Origin of the sequence: Leptospira langatensis, from assembly GCF_004770615.1 — a bacterium.
Taxonomy (GTDB): domain Bacteria; phylum Spirochaetota; class Leptospiria; order Leptospirales; family Leptospiraceae; genus Leptospira_B; species Leptospira_B langatensis.
Genome location: NZ_RQER01000001.1, coordinates 466,803 through 487,004, shown reverse-complemented (window position 1 = coordinate 487,004; position 20,202 = coordinate 466,803). Strand labels below are relative to the sequence as shown.

Sequence of the window (20,202 nt, the reverse complement as noted above, 5' to 3'; positions counted from 1 at the left end):
AAAAGCGGTTTTGCAAAGAGATCAGAGGGCGAACTTAATGCCTACGTTTGCAGAGTAGATTTTGTCGTCAGTCATCATTCCTTCTGCGAGTAGTTTAAACATAAGTATATTGATCTCAAAGCCGGCGATCAAATAGTTCATTTGGCCTTTTACGTTAGCAGAGCCGCTCGTTCTTAAGCCCAATTTTCCGGAAGCGTTCCCATTCAATTGTTGGATCGCTTGCGGAGGAAGGCCGGATGCGTTTGGATCCAAGGCCAGATACACTGGTCCGGAAATGTTTAAGTTCAGTTTGGTATTGCCCGAATTACTCGACATTCCTGCTCCAGCAAATACGGTTAAGAAGTAAAACAAGCGCACACCTGTGCGGACATCGATTGGAACGGATTGCACTCTGGACTGGTATCCGAAGTTCACATCCCCATCCCATTTACCTGTAGCAGGTCCGAAGGCCACCTTTACCGCATTGGCCACTCCCGGATGATAGTTAAAGTTCATGTCTTCGGAAGTCCTATGGAACCCTATCCCAAGATTCAAACCGGTAAATCCGAAGAAATCCAATCGAGTATATCTCTCTCTCAAGAGTTGGAATCTAACTGTTGCCCCAAAACTATTGATGCTTCCATTCACCGTCAGATCGTTAGAGACTGAGCTACTTACGGATCTAAGATCTCCTTGTCCGATCTTTCCTTGGAAACCATGTGCATAGATATTGATACGATGTAGAAAGGATCTCGCTTCCGCGTCTTGGTCCGAGGCTCCATTACCCAGAAGCCATCCCAAGTTCACGCCTGCCATAGCACTTGTGTTCAAGGAAGCACCCGCATTCGGCAATTTTGGAATGGAGATGTCTTGGTATTGGATATTGATATCGTCTCTCTTTACTCCAGCCAAGGTAACGCCCGCACCCACTTGGAAACGATTGATCGTTCCAGGTCCCATCATGGAGGCGTTCAAGTTGGAAAGAACTGCGGAGTCCGCCATGGACTTGGTGATCTCGTTCAGATAATCTGTCCTGATCTTTTGTTCTAATCCGTTGAACTCTGCGTAAGTAGAAGCCGGAATAATACTACATACATTATTTCCGGAGGTAGGAGGAGTACAAGTCACCTGGGCTTGTACAGGCGAGAAATTGAAAAAATACAGATTAACGCCTAAAATAATGAAGGCGGCGCTTCGCACGCACCGCCCTTGAAAACTCGTTTTCGGAGCCATTCGTACCATCTTTACCTTGGACGAGGGCAATTTCGAGATTATTTCAGAGACCTAAACTTCCACCAATAATTTCTTTCATGATCTCGGTGGTTCCCGCGTAGATCGTCTGGATTCTAGCATCCAAATACGCTCTTGCGATCGGGTATTCCATCATATAACCGTAACCGCCAAAGAATTGGAGGCAAAGGTCGGTATGACGTTTTTGCATCTCGGTGGAATAATATTTAGCCATAGAAGCCTCTACGGTCAATTTTTTTCCTGCGATATGCTCCGATACCACTTTGTCGACGAAGGTGCGGCACATCTCTAGTTCCGTGGTCATCTCCGCCATTTGAAATTTGATGTGTTGAAAAGATCCGATCTTCTTCCCGAAAGCCATCCTTTCTTTGATATATTTTAACGTCATTCTATGGACTAGAGCGGTAGCTTCCACCGCCGCGATCGCCAATACAAGACGCTCTTGCGCGAGTTTCATCATCAGATAACGGAAACCTTGTCCGCCTTTTCCGAGGACGTTCTCCTTAGGAACCACGACATCGTTGAAGTATAACTCCGAGGTATCCTGAGCCTTGAGCCCGATCTTCTCGAGGTTACGACCTCTTTCGAAGCCTTTCATTCCCTCTTCTATCATAACAAGTGAGATCGTTCCGTTTTCATGCTTAACTGCAGTAATTACCAGATTTGCAAGCTGACCGTTGGAAATAAATGTTTTCTGACCGTTCACTAAGTAATGGTCGCCTTTGTCAACGGCGCTCGTGCGGATATTTTTAAGATCAGAACCAGCTCCAGGTTCCGTCATAGCGACCGCTAAAATGCTTTCCCCGCTGCAACAGCCAGGTAACCATTTCTTTTTCTGCTCTTCATTTCCGTAAGCGGAGATATAAGGAGCGATCACATCGTTGTGGAGGGAAACAAAAAATCCGCTATTCCCGGATCTGGAAGATTCTTCTATTACAACAACGTTATATAGGAAGTCTGCGCCTGAGCCACCGTATTCTTCTGGAACATCTGGACAGAGTAGTCCACTCGCTCCTGCTTTTTTCCAAAGCTCCTTGGGGACCATTCCCACTTTTTCCCACTCATGGTGGTGAGGAGTAACTTCCGTTTCAAAGAATTTGCGCGCCATGTCGCGAAAAGCTTCATGCTCTTCGGTAAATTGTAGGACTCTATCCATTTCTATCCCCCCGCTTAGTAGACGGTATTCATTCTCATGTAAACGCCGGGATTCCGTTTGATGTACTGGATTAGTTCGTTCTGTGAAATAGAAAACAATTCCGTTTCCGACTCCGCCTGGAACGTATAGCTGGATGCCAGTTTTTTGGATATCGCGTAAATCTCTCCCACGAAGTCTCCGTCGCTCAGTTCGGCCAATTTTTTGCCTCCCTGATATACGCTTACTTTTCCATGACGAATGATATATGCTTCGTGGTAAAACGCTTTTTCCGCGATGAGCACTGAACCCCTGTTCACCTTCGAAAGTCGCATAATCATCTCAAGCTGAGTGACCTGATGGCTAGTCAGTCCTTTGAAATGTCTGGAATCGATCAGGGTCTTCCAAGAATTGCTATCGCGAATGCTGTTCAGTCGGATCAGGTTTTGTCTGAGATCCGTATTACGGATAAATTGTAAGAACTTGTTCTTATCTATTGTAAGAGCTACTACATCCGTTTCTGCATATACGTCTGCGGCCCTTGGTAGATCTAAAACCAGAGAAGCCTCGCCGAAATACTCGTATTGCCCGTAGCGTTTGATCGGTCCGATCTCTGCGTTCGCAAGTAGTCCTTCGAATTTTACATTCCCGGAAGCGATGATATAGAATTTATCTCCCGGAGTTCCCTTCTTAATGATCTGATCTCCGCGCTTGTATTTCTCTTCTCGGACGATCAGTAGGAACTCCTTCGCCTTTTCGATCGGAAAACCGCTGAAGATATCGATCTGGCTTAGGATATCCAGAAGGTTGTAAGCCTCCATATGCTTCGGAGGAGTGATCTCTGGATAAACAGTGTTCTCTATCCCAAAGCGGGCGAGCTTCAGTTTCGTGCCTTCCGGCATATCCGTTCTGGCGATATGATACACAGTGATCTTTTCTTGGATGTCCGGAGGAAGGCTCGCTAAGTAACTGACTCTCGTATGCAGCGGCGGAATTCCAGCCTCATGATAGATGATCCTTCTGTCCCAAGGGAACTCCTTCAGGAATTTCCAACGAGATTCAGGAAGAACTCCCTTTTGGAACATCTTCTCGTGAACTTCGGGTTCGTTCAAATGATCCGAAGTATAAACGAAGGATTGGTCTTGAAAGAAGAACTCGAATCCTACGGAAGGAATCGAATGAAGTGCATAATGAAAATTGAATTCTCCCCCGTTGATCATTGCCGGTCTTCCGATGATGATCGGTTGGAAATTGAATAGTTCCAATAATTCTTTACGGGGAATTTTGGTAAGTGCGGAATATTTACGAATGAAACTTTCCATCACCGTCGCAGTCGCATGGATCGTGATCTTTGTCTCTTCCATGATTTTTTGGAAGGTTCCTGCGTCATGATCGGCATGGCAGTGAGTGAGAATAACGTGGTTGATTAGCTTAGGATTCACATTCGACATGCGAAGCCATTCCGTGGAATTTACTGGAGGATCTACCATGATCCCTTGGTGGTTCAACCAGATAATAAAGCCCGAAGTATTGTCCTCAGGATCGAACCCATGAGAAGGTCCTAAACAAGTAATTCCTAATATAGGAGCCTGGAAAGGCTCTTCTAACCTATGACCGATCTCATACTTGATATTGAATCCCACTTCTCCGGGGATCTCGGTCTCTTTGGTACCATCCGTAATCCTGAAATCTCCGGAAGGAAGTTTGCGAACCAGCACCTTGCCCAGGTTCACCATATTGTCCGTATCGAATACTAGGAACTCAACTACATCGTTCAGTCCTTTGTATCCTCGGAAATATCCCATTTCCGCTTTCATATCCGGGAAGCCGTAGGACTCTGCCCCATTCAAATACTCGGATTCCAAGTTGATCTCTTCGGGACCCATTAAGGATTCCTTTAATACAGTGATCAGCTGGTCTTTTTGTTCCGCAGTACAGATAATGGTGGTTTTCTTTTGTCTTAAGAAGAAGTTAAAGTAGATGGGAAATTCAAGCTCTGCAGTGCTAATCCCTTTTTCTACATGAAAGAATTTGTTCGGTAGAATGAATACCAGGGGGGTCTTCTTTTCCGCCATCGTGTCCTTGATGGTTTCGGGAGGAGAGCCGATCTGGAAATAACCTTCACTCGTATCTACGAGATAGCCCCCTCTAGGAAGTTCAATGTATCCCCTGGTTTGTTCTTTTAGCATGAGATTTCTGCCGCAGTGTTTTTGTTTTTAGAAAAAGCTTATTTATGCCTTTCGATGAAGCTCTTGATTTGCGCCTTAGGAAGGGCTCCAATAATTTTATCCACCAATTGGCCGTCTTTGAAAAGTAAAAGTGTCGGCAAGGATTGTATATTTAATTTCTGAGCGGTGTCCTGATTATCGTCTACGTTCAATTTCTTTATCTTTAAGGTACCGTTCAACTCCGAGGAAAGTTCTTCCAAAACCGGGGAAACCATTCTGCAGGGTCCGCACCATTCGGCCCAGCAATCCACTAGGACCATACCCTCAGTGATTTCGGAATTGAAAGTAGAGTCGTTTATTTCGGTCAATGCCATGAGCTAGATTTTCTCCTTTTTTCCCACTCTTTATAACAAATTGGACGGGTCTATTTCTTCTTTTTCTTCTTTTCCTTCTCCGCTTCTATAGCTTCTACCTTTTCTTTTAAGGATTCTATCAGGGTTTTTGTCTTCCCTAAGTCCTCAGTTTCGCCCGTAGTTTGTAAGATTTTGCGGTTTACCTCCAAGAGAGAAATGGACTTTTTCAGATCTCCCGCGTCTTGGGTAGATAGATCGAATTTTGCCCGATATTCCTGGGCCGCATAGTTACAAAGCTCCAGGATCAAATTATAATGCTCTTGTCTGGGATAATAATACGGATTCTCTAAGTCTCTTTCCCTCTCAAAAGCTCGGAAGTCAAAAAGATTCTTACTAAGTATGGCGATTTTAAAATGGATCTCGGGAAAGCTCCATTTCCATTTGGAGTTAGAACCGAATGCCTCTATCGTATTCGTGGTACATACGCGAAGCCCCTTTACGTAATTCAGTCTTTGGACCGGATTGAACTCCTCGATCTTAGCGAGCAGATCCTTGTTTTCGGCAAGACCCGACTCAAAGTCGGTGCCCACGACCTTCTCCATGAAAGAAATTGCGCTATAAATTTCCTTCCGTCCTTGGTTCAGGTAGGTATCCGATTTCAGATCCAAGACAGCCACGGAGATTTCGTTTATCAAAAGACAGGTATTTATATTCTTAATAGCATTGAGAGAAAGAGCCACATTAAAGTACGGCTCCATCTTAGGTTCCTTTCTGGACTGAGCCTTTAGAAGGGTTCCTTCCTTTTTCAAATCTTCCAGAAATGCCCGAAAATCTACGAGTTTCTCCTGGAATTCCTGTTTTTGTTCCTTTGTCAGAGCCATTGTTTATACCTGCACATTGATCAAGCTACCAACGGAAAGTGCATAGAGATAATCGGAATTCGGAGTATTCTCCTCTTTTTTCCGATCCTCTTCTATAGACGCTTCGCTTCCGGGCTGTTGTACTGGAAGGGGGACTGTGATCGAATCTATGGCAGAAGTTTCTATTCTCATACCGGTTCGGTTCCTTTACCCTTCTATTAGGACCTTGGTCCTAATAGAATTATCGGATCTTTACCACTAACTATTTGACATATATTGCAGACGCGAAATCCTAACAAAGGAGGAAGATCCATGTATTCACCCCTTGCATTCATAGGAAACTTAGGTTGGCCGGAGATCCTCATTATCCTGTTTTTAGCTCTTCTCCTCTTCGGAGGCAAGCGACTTCCCTCTTTGGCAAAAGATTTAGGAGACGGAATCCGCTCCTTTAGGAAGTCCCTCTCAGGAGACGATAGCGAATCCGCTAAGATCCAAGAACCGGAAGAAAAGCCGGCAACCAGCACTAAGAAATCCAAAAAATCCGCGTAATCGAATCGCCCGAGCTTTTTCTCGGGCAAATTCCTCTCGGATGATTTGCATTCTTACCCTATGGCCTCAAAAACAAAGCCTCTAAAAGAAAAACACCTAGAATCCCCGAAACTCAGTCCGGATCCAGACGCTCTCACACAGGAGCGGGAAAAATTCATGACCCTGGGAGAGCATCTAGAGGAACTAAGGAGCGTTCTTTTAAGGACTATCTTTGTGTTCTCTTTCTTCTTTGTAGCGTCCTTGTTCTTTGGGGAAGAGATCCATAAGATATTCACGAGACCTTATAAAAATGTTTTGGGGGAAGGCGCCACCTTCTACCAGATCAAACTGATGGCTCCGTTCATGGTCTATCTGAGAACGGGGTTTATGGTCTCCGTGCTCGTGAGTTTTCCCTTCACTCTCGTCTTTCTTTGGGGATTTGTGGCCCCTGCGCTCGAACCTAAGACGGCAAGGCTCGGAAAAGCGCTCATCGCGTTCTCCACAATCCTTTTTTGGCTGGGAGTATGGCTCTGTTGGACGCAAGCCTTCGAGAATTTTCTTAGGATCTTTCTAGTCACCTTTCGTCCTTTGGATATAGAAACAAAGCTTCCCATCGACGAATACTACGACGTATTCTTTAATATACACCTGATCTTCGGTCTTGCATTCCAATTGCCCGTGCTCATGGTATTACTTGCTGCTCTTGGCATATTAAAACTTTCTTTCCTACTTTCTCATTGGAGAGAAGCGATCCTAGGTCTGGCAGTAGCGGCAGCGGTACTTTCTCCCGGACCGGATATCATGTCCATGCTTATGCTTTTCATCCCTCTCTTGGGTTTGTTCGCGATCTCTCTCGTCTTGATCGCAATTATCGAAAGGAAGTAGTCATGTTTTCCCAGATTCAATCCAAGCATAGGTTGGCGTTTGCAGCATTCACCGCTTCTTTCATTCTATTTTTATTATATTTACTCCTGGACGATTTTCTTTTCGGGGAAGAGATCCGAAAGGAACTCAGGCATTTTGTTTGGCTCAGGCTCCTAGTAGGATTCCTATTCTCCGGAATATTGGGAGTTCTTACATTCTATCTATTGCAGTTTAATTTCAGATCCTTGCGTTCTCTCACCCAGCTATTACAAAACTGGACCCAGGACGTATATGAAGATTCGGGTGAGGCAGAAAGAGAAGATGAGTTAGGAGAACTGGCCAGACATTTCCGGATCGCGCTCTATCAAAGGAAAGCGAAAGAGGAAAATGTATCCCAAGAAGCTTTGGGCAAAAAGGAAAGGGAGCTTTCTGACAAGATCCAGAAATTCTTTCATAAGGTCCGTTTGCATAAGATCAAGAATCTGGATATAACGGTCTTTCCTCGCAGTTCGGAGAAGGCAGAAAACGATTACGCCAATATCATTCCTACCGCGGACGGTTGCCTAGGGATTATCGCAGGTTTCCCGAATTACGGTGCCTTGGAATCCGCTTTGAAGGTCCGACTGGAGGGAATGATCTCGCTTGCCCAAGAAACTACAGGGCTTCGTGGAGAAGATCTATTATATAAAATTGATAGAGCCATTCGCTCCACACCAATCTCTTATTTGAATTTGACCCTCTTTTATCTAGAGACCAGGAACGGAGAAGCTGGGATCCTGCAATACCAAAAACTTCCTGCATTCATTCACAGGAATGGGAATACGAACGTATTACCGAATTCTAAACAGATCTTCTATGATTTTCGAAGCAACCAAAGAGATGTGAAAAAAGTCTCTTTAAAGCGAGGAGAATTTCTCGTCGTTCTGAGCGATCGTTTGTTGGAACTCTCTAGCGGGAACGCAGAAACCCACTTTTTCCCAAAACTCCAAAATTGGAGCTCTAATAAAGAGTATAAGAATTCCAGAGATCTCACCTTAGATTTCGGAAGATTCCTAGAAGCCGAAACCGGCAAGAAAGGCCTTTCGAAGGCGGCAATTTTGACTGTAGGTCGGGTTTGGGATTAAGCGATCTTAGGTTCTTTCTTCAAGACTAACTTAGGAGGTTTGAGTCCGTTAACCGCGTCTTCGGTAATAATGACCTCTTCCACATCTTTACGGGAAGGGATCTCATACATCAGATCCAACATCAAATTCTCGACTATGGCTCGTAAACCGCGGGCTCCAGATTCTCTTTCGATCGCAAGTTGCGCGATCTTGTCTATGGCAGATTCTTCGAAGGAGAGTTTCACATTCTCCATTTCCAAAATCTTAGTGTATTGGCGTAAAATTGCGTTCTTAGGCTCTTTGAAGATGCGTTTTAGCATTTCGATGCTCAGATCCTGTAGAGTCGCGATCACAGGCATACGACCGATAAACTCAGGGATCAGCCCGAACTTCATCAAATCGTCTGGGATCACTCTTGCTAGGATCTCTCCCTTGGACTCGTCTCGGAGGACTTTTCCTTCTTTCTCATCGCTACCGAAACCGATGGTTTTCACACCTGTCCTGGTCTTGATGATATTGTCCAGATCCACAAAGGCTCCACCCAGAATGAAAAGGATATTCTTGGTATCTACTTGCAGATATTCCTGATGAGGATGTTTTCTTCCGCCTTGAGGAGGGACATTGGCCACTGTACCTTCTATGATCTTTAAGAGAGCCTGTTGCACTCCCTCTCCGCTCACATCTCTCGTGATAGAGGCGCTATCGGATTTGCGTGCGATCTTGTCCACCTCGTCTATATAGATGATACCGATCTCCGCTTTTTTGATATCGTTGTCCGCATTTTGGATGAGCTTGAGAATAATATTCTCCACATCCTCACCCACATATCCGGCTTCGGTAAGTGCGGTAGCGTCCACGATCGCAAAAGGGACCTTGATGATCTTAGCGAGCGTTTGTGCAAGAAGGGTCTTTCCCGAACCGGTAGGCCCGATCAGAAGAATATTCGATTTTTCTAATTCGATATCGGCTTTCTTGTCTTTGAGATAAATTCTTTTGTAATGATTGTAGACCGCAACGGAAAGAGCCTTCTTCGCATGGTCTTGTCCGATCACATATTGGTCTAGGATTGCCTTGATGGCGGCTGGGTTCGGGACCTCGCCCAAAAGCTCTGTGCGTTCTTTTTCCTGCTCAGGCTCTTCGGCGATGATCTCGTTACAGAGGGAAATACACTCGTCGCAAATATAAACACCGGGACCGGCGACCAACCGTTTGACGGAATCCTGTTCTTTTCCGCAAAACGAACAAAATAATTTTTGCTTACTATTGGTTCCGGTAGGTTTCTTTGCCACGGGATCCCCCTATTAATTCTTCTGGCGCTCGATTGAAATGACGGAGTCTATGATCCCGTAGGCCTGCGCTTCTTCTGCAGTCATATACAGATCTCGTTCCGTATCCTTTTGGATCATCTCAACGGTCTTATCTGTATGTTTTGCATAGAGTCCGTTCAGGACTTCCTTCAATTTCAATACTTCCTTTGCCTGGATCGCGATATCGGAAGCTTGGCCGGTAGCTCCTCCGGTAGGCTGGTGCATCATGATCCTGGAATGAGGAAGAGCGGAACGTTTTCCTTTCGCTCCTCCTGCCAGCAATAGCGCCGCCATTGAGGAAGCCTGACCTACGCAAAGAGTCCGAACATCGGCCTTAATATACTGCATAGTGTCGTAAATGGCAAGCCCGGAAGAAACATATCCTCCCGGAGAATTGATATATAAATAGATATCTCGGTCGGGGTTTTCCGCGTCTAGAAATAGAAGTTGTGCGATCACAACATTCGCGTACTCGTCAGAAATTGCGTTCCCAAGAAAAATAATCCGGTCCTTTAAAAGACGGGAATATATATCATAGGATCTTTCACTCCTACCCGTTTGTTCGATAACGACAGGAATTACGCTCATACTCCTCCAGTTTCCTTATTCGAAAGGAATTCCTTTAGCTGACGGATACTCATCTTCTCGTTGTATTTCTTTTCTACAAGCTGGAAGAGGGTATCGTCGATCTTTTTTGCTAAAAAATTGTCCCGATAAGTCTCGATTAGTTTACCTTTTTCCAACTCTTTTTTAAAATCGGCGTCGGACATACCGTATCTTGAGGCAAGTGTCCCAATTTCCTTATCGAAATCGTCGTCACTTAGGGAGATATTCTCGGCTGCGGCCAATTTCTGTCTTGCGAAGTATCCCTTAAGTCGGTTTTCCGCAATATCCTTGAAAGAGCTTCTGATCTCTTCCAAAGGCTTTCCGACCATCTCTGCGTATTTTTCGATACTCGGAATACTTTCTTTGGGGATCCTTCCCCCTTGGCCTCTACCCAAAATGTCCTGCATCATACCTTGGTATACATGCTCCGACTCTTCGTTCACATACGAATCTGGGAAGATGAACTTGGAATCCTCGACGAGTTCCTTGTAGATCTCTTCCATTTTCTTGGATTTTACGCCTTCGATATAATTCTTGGTGAGTTCTTCCTTGAATTTGTCCTTCAATGCTTGCAGAGAAGTAGATCCGTCATACTCGTTTGCCAGATCGTCGTCTAACTCGGGTAATACTTCCTTATAGATCGCCTTGAGGGTCATCGCAAATTCGACGGTCTTATTTGCGAGATCTTCCCGCCCATAATCAGCAGGATACGTATAGGAGAAGTTCTTTAGCTCTCCGGTCTTCATTCCGTAGAGATGATCGTCGAAACCAGGAAGATTATTTGCCTCTCCCAATTTGTAATCGGAAGAACCGTTCTTAGCGTTGGTAGGCTCCTTGCCCTCTTCCTTCACTTCGAACTCCATGTCCACGATATCGCCAGCCTCGGAACCTTCTTGAGGCTCTCTCAAGAGCTTACGGGCCAACTGCTTACGAACAAGTTGCAATTCGTCCAGAACATCCTCGTCCGTAACTTGGACTTCCGGAAGTTTGATCTTGATCTTTTTATATTTTCCTAAAGTGACTTCCGGCTCGGAATCATATACTGCAGTCGCAACCAAGCTCTTACCGGGAACATAGTCCTCTACGGTAAATTTCGGAAAGCGGACCATCTTGTGTTCCAGCTTTGCGGACAGATCGCTGATGGATTCTACAAGAAGAAGGTTGATCGCGTCGTTTGCGACAGAGTCGCCTAGATGACGCTTGACCATGTCCAGAGGAGCCTTGCCCGGGCGGAAGCCGGGAACCTTTAGCTCCTTCTGCTTTTCTTTATAAGCCTTTTCGAACGCTTTTTCTAGATCGTTCTTGTCGAAGGTAAGTTTTAATTCTACGGATGCGTTTTGATTTTTTTTTGTCTTGAATTCCATGGTTTCAGAAGACAGAGGGCGGACAGGCTTTCCTCTGTAATAAGCGGGAAACGGGATTCGAACCCGCGACCCCCTCCTTGGCAAGGAGGTGCTCTACCACTGAGCTATTCCCGCATTGGTTGGTAGAGCCATAATTTCTCTCCGAGACCCCCTGTAAATCGGTTTTTGCCTAAAAACCCAACAGATCCTTAGGGGTATTCAGATTGGAAAATCCCCTTTTTTCTCGAACAGGTATTTCGAATAAAGAGAGGTCCGCTTCTTCCAATAATTCCTTGGGAGAAAAGGAAATCCCCTCCTCTTTCCTGGATCTTGCCAGAATCGAAGCGAGAAATTCGGACCGATAAAGGCCGCATAACGGCTCTATCCCGGCCTCAGTCCGATAGAAGGCTCCGTCTTTCGAATCCTTTCCATAGACCAAAAGCCTGAGTAAGGTCTTAGGTTTTAGATGAGGCATGTCCACTGCCAAAACCAGAAAAGAACTAGGATTTCCTTCGCTTCTTGCTAGGGAATACGCACTTAAGATGCCACATAAGGGTCCTTGCACCTTCTCCATAGAATCGGAAACCAAGGATCCGCTCGGAATGTACTCGGAATATATCTGTCTTTGTTCTTCCCGAATGGAAACGTATACCCTTTCACAAAGTCTAGAAAGTTTGCGATAGGATCTCTGCAGAAAATTGGTCTCGTCCCGTAAGGAAAGAAGTGCCTTGTCCCTTCCCATTCGGGAGCTCAAGCCGCCTGCGAGTAAGATACCGGAACTTTCAGTGCTCCGCTTCATGAGAACAGCCTTGCGACCATTCGGAGGAACCGTCCGAATAGAATTCTTTCTTCCAGATCGGTACCTCGTGTTTGACCCTGTCTATGATATATCGATTTGCAGCGTATGCTTCTGCCCTATGCATGGAACCCACTTCAACAGTTACGGCGATCTCAGATATATTCAATTTCCCTAATCTATGGGTACAATCCACATGCAATAGATCCCATTTTTCCTTTGCATCTGACAATATCCTGCGAATGGTCTCATTCGCCATCGGTACATAGGCTTCGTATTCTAGATGGGTCACCTTCTTTCCTTCGTTTACGTTACGCACAATTCCGGAAAAGAAAACAAACGCTCCCATTTCAGGGATCTCGGGCAATTTCGTGGGGATAGGGATCGGCTCAAACGTAATATGGGCGAATGTTTCTAAGACCGACACTCTAACCTCCGCTGGATGGGGGAAGAACAGCGATCACCACCCCTTCCTGCAAAATATGATCGTCATTGACTACGGTTTGGTTCACGGCGAACCTGCTTAGGCTCAAAAGGGAAGAAGCCTCCGGCTTTCTTTCAGCAAGGGTCTCTCTCAAACTCCTAACATTCGTACTTTCCGAAAGCTCTAATCTATCCTGGGAAGGAAAATAGTCTTTCATTGCAGCAAAGAATAAAATTTGAACAACCATCTTATCCGCCTATGTATTTCATAGAAAGCTCGCTTCCAGTAAACACGTTTTTCTTGGTTTGCATGGCAGCATGTAAAGAAGCCTCTAACTCGGTACCGTCTTCCGAAACCGGGAAGGAGCGAAAATCGCTCAAGCATCCGTAGATCCTTCCTCGGGAGTCCATGCGAAGCCTGTTGCATCCCTCGCAAAACGGTTCCGTATGGTTGGCAATAATCCCGAATCTATACTTTTCCTTGGTCTCATAATAACGAGCCGTGGACTCCAAAGGAGTGGGAACGGAAAGAAATTCGAAGTCGGAGCTCAATCGATCTCGGATCTCTTCCGCCGAGTAGAATAATTCGGAATGCTTTTCTTGCAAGGGTCCCATTTTCATGAGTTCCAGATACCGGATCGATATATTCCTTGCTCCCGTCCAATGCAATAAGGGAAGGATCTGATCTTCATTATAAGTTTTTAATACAGTGCAATTTAATTTTACATCCAAACCGAAAGAGAGTGCCTCTTCTATTCGGTTCAATAGCCGATCTAGGGGAAGGTTCTTGCCGGAAATCCTAGAAAAAGCAGTCTGTTCCAGCGCATCCAGAGAAAAATTCATTCGAGTCAGCCCGGCGTCCTTTAGATCGCGGATTAGTCCATCCCGAAAGAAACCGTTTGAGGTCACTGCAATATCCTGGATACCTTCTTTGTTAGAGATCCGAACGAGTTCCGGCAACTCCTTATGAAGAGTAGGTTCTCCTCCGGTCAAATGGATCTCTTGGATCGAGAGCTTCTTAGACAATAAGCTCAGATTCCTCTGAAATAGTTCGGGACTCAAAAAGGAAGCAGGGACAGAAACTTGGGACTCGGCCGCGGTTCCCGGAGCACAATACATACATCCGAATCCGCAAAGAGAAGTCACACTTACTCTAAGCACTTCGAATTTTCTTGCGTACGCATCCACGAGAACTCAGATTATCACAGTCCATTCTCAAAGAAAGCGAATTTATACTCTTCTTGCTTTTCAAGGAAAGAAGGTACTCTTGTGCAAAATTCCTTGTATTCGGATCTAAAATTGGTTCAATGATCCTTCTATGGATCCGGAAGAAAGAAAGTATTTCTCTAGACAGATCAAACTTCCTTTTTTGGGAGAACCCGGACAGGAAAAACTTAGGGCAAGCTCTGCCCTAGTCATCGGATTAGGAGGCCTAGGTTCTCCTGCCAGTCTGCACCTAGCAACCGCCGGCATTGGAAAAATCGGCCTCTGGGATTTCGATACGATAGAATTAAGTAATCTTCATAGACAAACCGCATTTACTCTTTCCGATCTAGGAAAAAGAAAAACGGATATCACTGCACAATTCCTAACCGCTCGAGTTCCCGGATTGAAGACGGAGATCTTCCATGAGGTCTTTGGAGATCCCATAGACGAGGCGAGATTCGACGCCTGGGATATTATCTTAGATTGTACAGACCAGGTCCCTGCTAAATATGCGATCAATCGACTCGCCCATCGAAAGAAAAAACCGTTCGTAACGGCTTCGGTATTTCGTACAAGCGCTCAGATATCTATCTTCTCTCCGGAAGGTAAGCCTTGCTATAAATGCCTCTATCCCGATCTAGATGGATCGGACCTTCTTTCTTGCGCGGAAGGAGGCGTTCTCGGAATACAAACTGCAATTGCAGGAATGTACCAAGCTTCTCTTGCCATCCAATATCTACTGTTTCCGGAAAGATCTCCTACAAGATCTTCCTTTCAAATAGAATGGGAATCCCCTCTTGTATACGAAGTGGAAATCCAAGCAGATCCCCATTGCACCGTTTGTGGAGAGGTAAAAACGACTTCCTCTATTCCCAAAGAGGAAATTACTTTTTCTGAATGGATCTCGCTGCAAGAAGATCCGAATACGGTTCTATTAGATATTCGTGAATTAAAGGAAACCCTTGAATTTCCTATCTCTAACTCGATCTTCTTTCCTTTATCTAAGATAGACGATGCGGACTTCTCCCCTTTTTCCAAGAATAAGATCTATATTGCGGTTTGCGAGTCGGGAATGCGCTCGAAGAGAGCGGCAAGGATCTTGCAAGAAAAAGGATTCAAATCTTACTCCCTCCAAGGAGGAAGAAGAGTATTGAGACAAGAACAGATCAAGACTTCGTAAGACTTAGATTGTAATATTGCATTAAGGAGTAACACTATATGGAAGAATTCGCCATCCTCATGCGCCTGGATCTTTTAAGCGAAGAGGCCCAGCCTTCTCCCGAGCAAATGCAGGAATATATGAAAGAGTACGATCGTTGGATCGAAGAGATCGTGGCAAAGGGCCAATTCAAGGGAGGGATCGGTCTTTCCGTCGAAGGAAAGGTGCTTCGGTCCAATTCGAAGATCGAAAACGGGCCCTATGTAAGCGATAAGGAATCACTGGCAGGCTATATCTTTGTACAAGCAATGGATTTTGCGGAAGCGGTTTCCATTGCGAAAAAATGCCCCATCCTACAGGGAGAAGGTAACAGCGTAGAAGTCAGAATGATCATGGGAAGGGACGATAGATAGGGCCTGGATCATCCACGCGGAAAAGTCCGATCTAAAATGCGGATCGATCCTTTATAAAAATTCCGCTCAACGAGCGCTCAAATCTAAAAAAGACTTGCTCTTCCTCAAAATATAACCTATTGGTTATATAAAAATTTACTGATCCTGAGGTTGTCATGTCGAAAATCACCCCGTTCTTATGTTACAATAATGATCTACAAGAGGTAGTGGATTTTTATTCTTCCATTTTCAAGGATATGAAAGTGAGCGAGATCACCCGCATGGGAGAAAATTCCGGGATCTTCTCCGCCACCTTTCAAATAGAAGGACAGGAATTCTATGCGTTAAACGGAGGACCTCATTTCAAATTCTCGGAAGCAGTCTCTATTTTCGTAAGCTGTAGCACCCAAGAAGAGGTCGACGAATATTGGGAAAAGCTTTCCGCAGGAGGAGAAAAATCCCAATGCGGATGGTTAAAGGACAAATTCGGATTATCCTGGCAGATCATTCCCCGCATCCTTGGGGAACTCCTAAGGGACAAAGATAGGACCAAGGCCCAAAAGGTAATGCAGTCTATGATGCAAATGAGCAAGATAGACATTGCGGCTCTAAAAAAGGCTTACGAATCTTAGGCGGTCTTTTTTCTTACGGAGACCGGGATACCGCTGAATGCGGCATTTCCAGAAAGTTCGTCCAAGGCCTGGTCATCCGTAAGATCGTTGATACTAGAGCCGGCAAACTTTGCAGCTACGTTCATGGAAGTTCCTTCTTTTCCGTGACCGAATCCGTGAGGAATACTGACCACTCCCCTCATCATCTCATCCGTGAGTTCTGCAGGAAGTTGTATCCTACCTACTCTAGATTCTATGACCACGAGTTCTTCTTCTCCAATTCCTAAGATACTTGCGTCTTCGGGATGGATCATGATCGTGCATCTATCTTTTCCTGTCATAAGCTTAGGAAGATTATGCATCCATGAATTATTGTTTCGTAAATGTCTTCTGCCGATCAAAAGGAAATTATCCCGAGGGTCCGCTTCTGCGAGTAACTTTTCTCGATGCTTCCATAATCGATCTAGATCTCCGACCACTTCTTTCGGGGTAAGTCGGATCTTCTTATCTTCCGTCCAGAGTCGATTCGGAAAGCAAGGCTTCAATGCTCCTAGATCCACTCCATGAGGACTGTTCTTCAATAATTCCAGGCTCATCTCGATGGACGATCCGGACTTTTCTCCGTACGGTCCGGACTTCAATGCATGGTCCAAAATGGCGGATGGAGTGATCTTTGTGCGAATGAGTTCGCTTGGCAGAGGTTTTCCGGATTTCAATAACTCGATACGTTTTGTAAGATCGGAAAAGATCTCCCAGTCATGGAGCATTCCCTCTTGCGGCTCGAAGGCAGGCTGATTGTATCTTGCAGTATTTCGGACTGCAAAAATATTAAATACTAGATCGTAATGATCGTGCTCCAAAGCAGAGCTAGGAGGAAGAATATAATGAGCATGTTTGGTCGTCTCGTTCAGATAAAAATCGACGCTCACCATAAATTCCAAACCGGAAAGCGCCTTTTCTAATTGGGCTCCATTCGGAGTAGATAGCACAGGATTTCCTGCCGAACTCACGAATGCTTTTACCTGACCTTCTCCAGGGGTTAAGATCTCTTCTGCGAGAGCCGCAACAGGAAGTTCTTCGTTAAACTCGGGTAGGTTCCGAACGCGTGATCCGTAATGGTGAAAACTTCCGGGAGAACTTTTCATGACTCCTTTCGGATCGATCATATCTACCGCAGGAAGAGTGAACATCGCTCCTCCTATAGAGTCCATATTCCCTGTGATCACATTAATGGAATTGATCAGCCATTGGCAGAGCGCTCCGAAAGCTTGAGTGGATACGCCTACTCTTCCGTAACAAACCGCTCCTTTCGCATTCGCAAATTCTAATGCGATCCTTTCGGTGGTCTCGGCCGGGATCCCGGTAAGTTTTTGTGTCTCTTTCGCAGGATATTTGGAGGCAAACGTTTCCAACTCGCGCAGATCCTCCTCATTTACGAATGGGGACGGATTTGTTAATTTTTTCTTAAATAAGATATCTATAATGGAAAATAGGAAGAACGCATCTGTGCCGGGACGGATAAAATGGTGTTCGTCCGCATGCACTGCCGTTTCCGTTTTACGAGGATCGACGACTACGTATTTTCCTCCTCTCTCTTGGATCTCTTTCAGTCTCTTCTTCACATCGGGAACCGTCATCAGACTTCCGTTAGATGCGAATGGGTTCCCCCCCAGGATCAAAAAGAAATTCGTTCTATCTATGTCAGGGATCGGGACCATGAGTTGGTGCCCGAACATCCAATAGGACAGCAATTGATGAGGAAGTTGGTCCACGGAAGTGGCCGAGTAATTATTCTTAGTTCTTAGGCGGCCTATGAATCTTTGCCCGAAGAGCATGGATCCATAATTATGAACGCTAGGATTTCCGCTGTATACTGCCACGGAATCGTTTCCGTATTTCCCTTGGATCTCCACGAGTCTCTTAGCGATATCGCTTAGGGCGGATACCCAATCCACCTGCTCCCAACCATTTGCAGTTCTCTTTAGAGGGTACCTTAATCGATCCGGATCCTCATAAAGATTCTTGAGCTCCGGTCCCTTGGCGCATAAATGACCTCGGCTAAACGCATCATCCTTATCGCCTCGAACTGCGACGATCGTATCATCCTCAATCTCCATCCGGAGACCACACATAGCCTCGCATAAAGTACAGGATCGATAATGTTGTCGGACCATGATTGCCTCTTCCCTTCGAGGGATTGTTATCCTCGATTTGGGATCCCAAAGCAAGCATTTCCGAAAAAACTCCGAATATCTAATTTGATATCCGAACTAATTATTAGCTTTGTAAGAATGGAATATAAGATATATTTCCGCCACTTTCATATGAAAGCAAGATATCATAGAGTTTTCTGGAAATAACCGGTAAACGATACGAAACTCCATAGATCCGATCTTCGAACAGTTCGGAAGTCTCGAAATAATCCAGGCCGATCTCTCTTGAATATCCAGAAAACGGAATATGCGGGTGTTGAATATAGACCTTATTTTTACCGAAAACCTTAAACTCGAAACCACTTTCTAAACGTTTCTGAGAAATTTCCTGAGGTACAAGCTGAACCGCATGTTCGATTTTTTTCTGTCGCTTTCTGTCCAGAATCGGACGAGATCCGATACCTAAAGGCTTTATATGTTTCTCATACAGATCCCGATTTGCGAGAATATGCTTCGCAACATTACCTTGGCTTAAACCAAAAATTCCCTTTAATTTTTTAGAAACCTTATTTACCGAAAGATCCGTGACCTGAAGCAATTGAAAAGCGTTCTCTTCGTTTTGCAATCCCTGATCATAAAAGATCTTATCGTAGTTCATTCTTTTTTCCGGTAAGTTTTTCAATCCCAGAAGCTTCCGATTGTAATGCAGAAGCTGATCCCACCAGTAGTCATAATCCGGATGTGGGATCGGCCAATCCGATCTCAAAGAAGGAAAAAGGCGCACAAGGAAAAAATCCGCATTCTCCATTTCATTTTTTGAATATTCTACTATAGGATTTGGTCCATTAATCTCTCTTTGATCGAATAAATATGCAAGTTTAGTTTTGTAATTCGGATCATCGTCAAAAAGATTCACGATAAAGCCCCAATCTGCAGGTTTAACGATCGGAGATATATCATATCCGAGCAGAATAAACTCGGACATTTTCTCCTTTCTTTCGTGTTCCTCTAGACCGGAGAGAGGTATTAAGAATTCATATCCTTTTTTCATCAGACCAAAAGTATCTCAAGTAGCAAAATGAAATGAAACACTGCGTACGTACGCTACAATCGGATTAACGTAAATTGCGAACATTCCCACAAATAATGATTTGAAATGGAAACAGTTCTTACTATTTTCTATTTGTTGTTCAAAGGTCTATTTCAATAGCTTAGCTACGTATGGTAATACGTCTTTCGCTAGGATCTTATGACCTTCGGCAGTAGGATGGATCCCATCGTTCTGGTTCAGGCTCCGGTTTCCGGCAACTCCCTCTAACAGAAAAGGCATAAGGGTCACCTTTTCTTCTTTGGCAACCTTAGGAAAGACTGCCGCAAATTCCTTGGTGTATTGAGGTCCCATATTCGGGAGGGTTCTCATTCCAATTAATAAAATCTTAATAGAGGGGAATTTCTCCCGAGTCTTGCGAATGATCTCTCTTAAATTGGATTCCGTGGTTTTAGGAGAAACACCTCTCAGAGAATCGTTTGCCCCTAACTCCAAAACGAATACATCGAATTTAGAATGTAAGACCCAATCCAAACGAGCGAGGCCTCCGGAAGTGGTGTCGCCGCTGACCCCGGCATTCACATATTCCAGGTCCGGATACTTCTTTTTCAATTCGACGAAGACCAAGTGAACGAAGGATTCCTCGGGCCCGTTCAATCCATAACCCGCAGTCAAACTATCTCCGAAGAATAAGATCCGTTTGCCGGAAGTTTTCTGTTCCAATTTAGGCGATACTCCCCCATCTTTTTCGGACGACTCTTGTTTGCATTCGCTCAGGAAAAATACACATAACAAAACACAAATTGAATGGAATACTAACGAACGGCTCATTGCTTCTCCTATCTATCGGACCTTCTTACTTGCGGATCGGTCCCGAAAATCCAAGAGTAAGTTCTGCTTTACGAAACCGCACACGACTA

At 44.9% G+C, this 20,202-nt stretch carries 22 protein-coding genes and 1 tRNA gene; 6 read left to right on the top strand and 17 right to left on the bottom strand.

The genetic code is table 11. The features are described from left to right. Nucleotides 1–21: 21 nt before the first annotated feature. The 6 genes from EHO57_RS02130 to EHO57_RS18740 are packed head-to-tail and all read right to left on the bottom strand — an operon-like array spanning nucleotide 22 to nucleotide 5,935. The gene (locus tag EHO57_RS02130; RefSeq protein WP_135647125.1) at nucleotides 22–1,221 is read right to left on the bottom strand and encodes an Lsa36 family surface (lipo)protein; all 1,200 of its coding nucleotides are present in this window, start codon (nucleotides 1,219–1,221) and stop codon (nucleotides 22–24) included. A 34-nt stretch (nucleotides 1,222–1,255) separates the two neighbouring features. Beyond that, entirely contained in the window at nucleotides 1,256–2,386 is a 1,131-nt protein-coding gene (locus tag EHO57_RS02125) for an acyl-CoA dehydrogenase family protein (protein WP_135647124.1), read from the bottom strand. Nucleotides 2,387–2,400: 14 nt separating this feature from the next. After that, on the bottom strand, nucleotides 2,401–4,551 hold the full coding sequence (locus EHO57_RS02120; protein WP_135647123.1) for a cAMP/cGMP-dependent 3',5'-cyclic-AMP/GMP phosphodiesterase: 2,151 nt from the start codon (nucleotides 4,549–4,551) through the stop codon (nucleotides 2,401–2,403). A gap of 38 nt (nucleotides 4,552–4,589) precedes the next feature. Next, nucleotides 4,590–4,904: a thioredoxin gene (gene trxA / locus EHO57_RS02115; RefSeq protein ID WP_135647122.1), complete on the bottom strand. Its 315-nt coding sequence runs from the start codon at nucleotides 4,902–4,904 to the stop codon at nucleotides 4,590–4,592. 50 nt (nucleotides 4,905–4,954) lie between these two features. Next, a complete protein-coding gene (locus EHO57_RS02110; protein ID WP_135647121.1) occupies nucleotides 4,955–5,764 on the bottom strand; it encodes a hypothetical protein in 810 nt (269 codons plus the stop codon). Nucleotides 5,765–5,767: 3 nt separating this feature from the next. After that, a complete protein-coding gene (locus tag EHO57_RS18740) occupies nucleotides 5,768–5,935 on the bottom strand; it encodes a hypothetical protein (RefSeq protein ID WP_167882318.1) in 168 nt (55 codons plus the stop codon). Between the two features lie 120 nt (nucleotides 5,936–6,055). Between EHO57_RS18740 and EHO57_RS02105 the strand changes: the two genes are divergently transcribed. From EHO57_RS02105 to rktP, 3 genes are read left to right on the top strand one after another with little or no spacing between them, the layout of a single operon-like run. Further along, nucleotides 6,056–6,292 carry a Sec-independent protein translocase subunit TatA/TatB gene (locus EHO57_RS02105; RefSeq protein ID WP_135647120.1) on the top strand — a complete coding sequence of 79 codons (237 nt, stop codon included), beginning with the start codon at nucleotides 6,056–6,058 and terminating at the stop codon, nucleotides 6,290–6,292. Between the two features lie 60 nt (nucleotides 6,293–6,352). Then, the gene (gene tatC / locus EHO57_RS02100; protein WP_135647119.1) at nucleotides 6,353–7,156 is read left to right on the top strand and encodes a twin-arginine translocase subunit TatC; all 804 of its coding nucleotides are present in this window, start codon (nucleotides 6,353–6,355) and stop codon (nucleotides 7,154–7,156) included. Between the two features lie 2 nt (nucleotides 7,157–7,158). Beyond that, nucleotides 7,159–8,259, top strand: a complete 1,101-nt coding sequence (gene rktP, locus EHO57_RS02095) for an Arg-Lys translocation region protein phosphatase RktP (protein ID WP_135647118.1) — start codon at nucleotides 7,159–7,161, stop codon at nucleotides 8,257–8,259. Here the strand turns inward: rktP and clpX are convergent. From clpX to EHO57_RS02055, 8 genes are all read right to left on the bottom strand, one after another. Further along, the gene (gene clpX, locus EHO57_RS02090; RefSeq protein WP_135647117.1) at nucleotides 8,256–9,527 is read right to left on the bottom strand and encodes an ATP-dependent Clp protease ATP-binding subunit ClpX; all 1,272 of its coding nucleotides are present in this window, start codon (nucleotides 9,525–9,527) and stop codon (nucleotides 8,256–8,258) included. The genes rktP and clpX overlap by 4 nt on opposite strands. A gap of 12 nt (nucleotides 9,528–9,539) precedes the next feature. Next, on the bottom strand, nucleotides 9,540–10,133 hold the full coding sequence (clpP, locus tag EHO57_RS02085) for an ATP-dependent Clp endopeptidase proteolytic subunit ClpP (RefSeq protein WP_135588381.1): 594 nt from the start codon (nucleotides 10,131–10,133) through the stop codon (nucleotides 9,540–9,542). Then, nucleotides 10,130–11,515, bottom strand: coding sequence for a trigger factor (tig, locus tag EHO57_RS02080; protein WP_135647116.1), 1,386 nt, complete (start codon nucleotides 11,513–11,515; stop codon nucleotides 10,130–10,132). The genes clpP and tig overlap by 4 nt, the downstream gene beginning before the upstream one ends. Before the next feature lie 42 nt (nucleotides 11,516–11,557). Continuing rightward, nucleotides 11,558–11,629, bottom strand: a tRNA-Gly gene (locus EHO57_RS02075). 55 nt (nucleotides 11,630–11,684) lie between these two features. Beyond that, nucleotides 11,685–12,293 carry a molybdenum cofactor guanylyltransferase gene (locus EHO57_RS02070; RefSeq protein ID WP_135647115.1) on the bottom strand — a complete coding sequence of 203 codons (609 nt, stop codon included), beginning with the start codon at nucleotides 12,291–12,293 and terminating at the stop codon, nucleotides 11,685–11,687. Further along, nucleotides 12,277–12,717 carry a molybdenum cofactor biosynthesis protein MoaE gene (locus EHO57_RS02065; RefSeq protein WP_135647114.1) on the bottom strand — a complete coding sequence of 147 codons (441 nt, stop codon included), beginning with the start codon at nucleotides 12,715–12,717 and terminating at the stop codon, nucleotides 12,277–12,279. The genes EHO57_RS02070 and EHO57_RS02065 overlap by 17 nt, the downstream gene beginning before the upstream one ends. Before the next feature lies 1 nt (nucleotide 12,718). Next, on the bottom strand, nucleotides 12,719–12,961 hold the full coding sequence (locus tag EHO57_RS02060; protein WP_135647113.1) for a MoaD/ThiS family protein: 243 nt from the start codon (nucleotides 12,959–12,961) through the stop codon (nucleotides 12,719–12,721). 1 nt (nucleotide 12,962) lies between these two features. Beyond that, nucleotides 12,963–13,901: a GTP 3',8-cyclase MoaA gene (locus EHO57_RS02055; protein ID WP_281283344.1), complete on the bottom strand. Its 939-nt coding sequence runs from the start codon at nucleotides 13,899–13,901 to the stop codon at nucleotides 12,963–12,965. Nucleotides 13,902–14,031: 130 nt separating this feature from the next. Here EHO57_RS02055 and EHO57_RS02050 point away from each other — a divergent pair, with 130 nt between their 5' ends. The 3 genes from EHO57_RS02050 to EHO57_RS02040 all read left to right on the top strand — a co-directional run bounded on the left by EHO57_RS02050 (nucleotide 14,032) and on the right by EHO57_RS02040 (nucleotide 16,102). Then, nucleotides 14,032–15,099 (top strand): HesA/MoeB/ThiF family protein, encoded by a 1,068-nt coding sequence (locus tag EHO57_RS02050; protein WP_135647112.1) that lies wholly within the window; start codon nucleotides 14,032–14,034, stop codon nucleotides 15,097–15,099. A 38-nt stretch (nucleotides 15,100–15,137) separates the two neighbouring features. Beyond that, nucleotides 15,138–15,491: a YciI family protein gene (locus EHO57_RS02045; protein WP_135647111.1), complete on the top strand. Its 354-nt coding sequence runs from the start codon at nucleotides 15,138–15,140 to the stop codon at nucleotides 15,489–15,491. A 155-nt stretch (nucleotides 15,492–15,646) separates the two neighbouring features. Then, a complete protein-coding gene (locus tag EHO57_RS02040; RefSeq protein ID WP_135647110.1) occupies nucleotides 15,647–16,102 on the top strand; it encodes a VOC family protein in 456 nt (151 codons plus the stop codon). On the opposite strand, the gene EHO57_RS02035 is transcribed toward EHO57_RS02040, so the two are convergent. The 3 genes from EHO57_RS02035 to EHO57_RS02025 form a co-directional block, all read right to left on the bottom strand. After that, on the bottom strand, nucleotides 16,099–18,213 hold the full coding sequence (locus EHO57_RS02035) for a molybdopterin oxidoreductase family protein (protein ID WP_425460763.1): 2,115 nt from the start codon (nucleotides 18,211–18,213) through the stop codon (nucleotides 16,099–16,101). The two genes, EHO57_RS02040 and EHO57_RS02035, sit on opposite strands and share 4 nt — an antisense overlap. Nucleotides 18,214–18,358: 145 nt before the next feature. Next, entirely contained in the window at nucleotides 18,359–19,219 is an 861-nt protein-coding gene (locus EHO57_RS02030) for a hypothetical protein (protein ID WP_135647108.1), read from the bottom strand. Between the two features lie 213 nt (nucleotides 19,220–19,432). Continuing rightward, complete coding sequence (locus EHO57_RS02025; RefSeq protein WP_135647107.1) at nucleotides 19,433–20,113, bottom strand: arylesterase; 681 nt, start codon at nucleotides 20,111–20,113, stop codon at nucleotides 19,433–19,435. Between the last annotated feature and the right edge of the window lie 89 nt (nucleotides 20,114–20,202).

What these genes read in the sequence shown, in the direction of transcription:
- clpP (WP_135588381.1), bottom strand. Translation starts at nt 10,133, where the DNA reads ATGAGCGTAATTCCTGTCGTTATCGAACAAACGGGTAGGAGTGAAAGA.
- EHO57_RS18740 (WP_167882318.1), bottom strand. Translation starts at nt 5,935, where the DNA reads ATGAGAATAGAAACTTCTGCCATAGATTCGATCACAGTCCCCCTTCCA.
- EHO57_RS02130 (WP_135647125.1), bottom strand. Translation starts at nt 1,221, where the DNA reads ATGGTACGAATGGCTCCGAAAACGAGTTTTCAAGGGCGGTGCGTGCGA.
- EHO57_RS02040 (WP_135647110.1), top strand. Translation starts at nt 15,647, where the DNA reads ATGTCGAAAATCACCCCGTTCTTATGTTACAATAATGATCTACAAGAG.
- EHO57_RS02045 (WP_135647111.1), top strand. Translation starts at nt 15,138, where the DNA reads ATGGAAGAATTCGCCATCCTCATGCGCCTGGATCTTTTAAGCGAAGAG.
- EHO57_RS02105 (WP_135647120.1), top strand. Translation starts at nt 6,056, where the DNA reads ATGTATTCACCCCTTGCATTCATAGGAAACTTAGGTTGGCCGGAGATC.
- tig (WP_135647116.1), bottom strand. Translation starts at nt 11,515, where the DNA reads ATGGAATTCAAGACAAAAAAAAATCAAAACGCATCCGTAGAATTAAAA.
- EHO57_RS02110 (WP_135647121.1), bottom strand. Translation starts at nt 5,764, where the DNA reads ATGGCTCTGACAAAGGAACAAAAACAGGAATTCCAGGAGAAACTCGTA.
- EHO57_RS02120 (WP_135647123.1), bottom strand. Translation starts at nt 4,551, where the DNA reads ATGCTAAAAGAACAAACCAGGGGATACATTGAACTTCCTAGAGGGGGC.
- EHO57_RS02070 (WP_135647115.1), bottom strand. Translation starts at nt 12,293, where the DNA reads ATGAAGCGGAGCACTGAAAGTTCCGGTATCTTACTCGCAGGCGGCTTG.
- EHO57_RS02125 (WP_135647124.1), bottom strand. Translation starts at nt 2,386, where the DNA reads ATGGATAGAGTCCTACAATTTACCGAAGAGCATGAAGCTTTTCGCGAC.
- tatC (WP_135647119.1), top strand. Translation starts at nt 6,353, where the DNA reads ATGGCCTCAAAAACAAAGCCTCTAAAAGAAAAACACCTAGAATCCCCG.
- rktP (WP_135647118.1), top strand. Translation starts at nt 7,159, where the DNA reads ATGTTTTCCCAGATTCAATCCAAGCATAGGTTGGCGTTTGCAGCATTC.
- EHO57_RS02030 (WP_135647108.1), bottom strand. Translation starts at nt 19,219, where the DNA reads ATGTCCGAGTTTATTCTGCTCGGATATGATATATCTCCGATCGTTAAA.
- EHO57_RS02035 (WP_425460763.1), bottom strand. Translation starts at nt 18,213, where the DNA reads ATGTGTGGTCTCCGGATGGAGATTGAGGATGATACGATCGTCGCAGTT.
- EHO57_RS02025 (WP_135647107.1), bottom strand. Translation starts at nt 20,113, where the DNA reads ATGAGCCGTTCGTTAGTATTCCATTCAATTTGTGTTTTGTTATGTGTA.
- trxA (WP_135647122.1), bottom strand. Translation starts at nt 4,904, where the DNA reads ATGGCATTGACCGAAATAAACGACTCTACTTTCAATTCCGAAATCACT.
- EHO57_RS02050 (WP_135647112.1), top strand. Translation starts at nt 14,032, where the DNA reads ATGGATCCGGAAGAAAGAAAGTATTTCTCTAGACAGATCAAACTTCCT.
- EHO57_RS02060 (WP_135647113.1), bottom strand. Translation starts at nt 12,961, where the DNA reads ATGGTTGTTCAAATTTTATTCTTTGCTGCAATGAAAGACTATTTTCCT.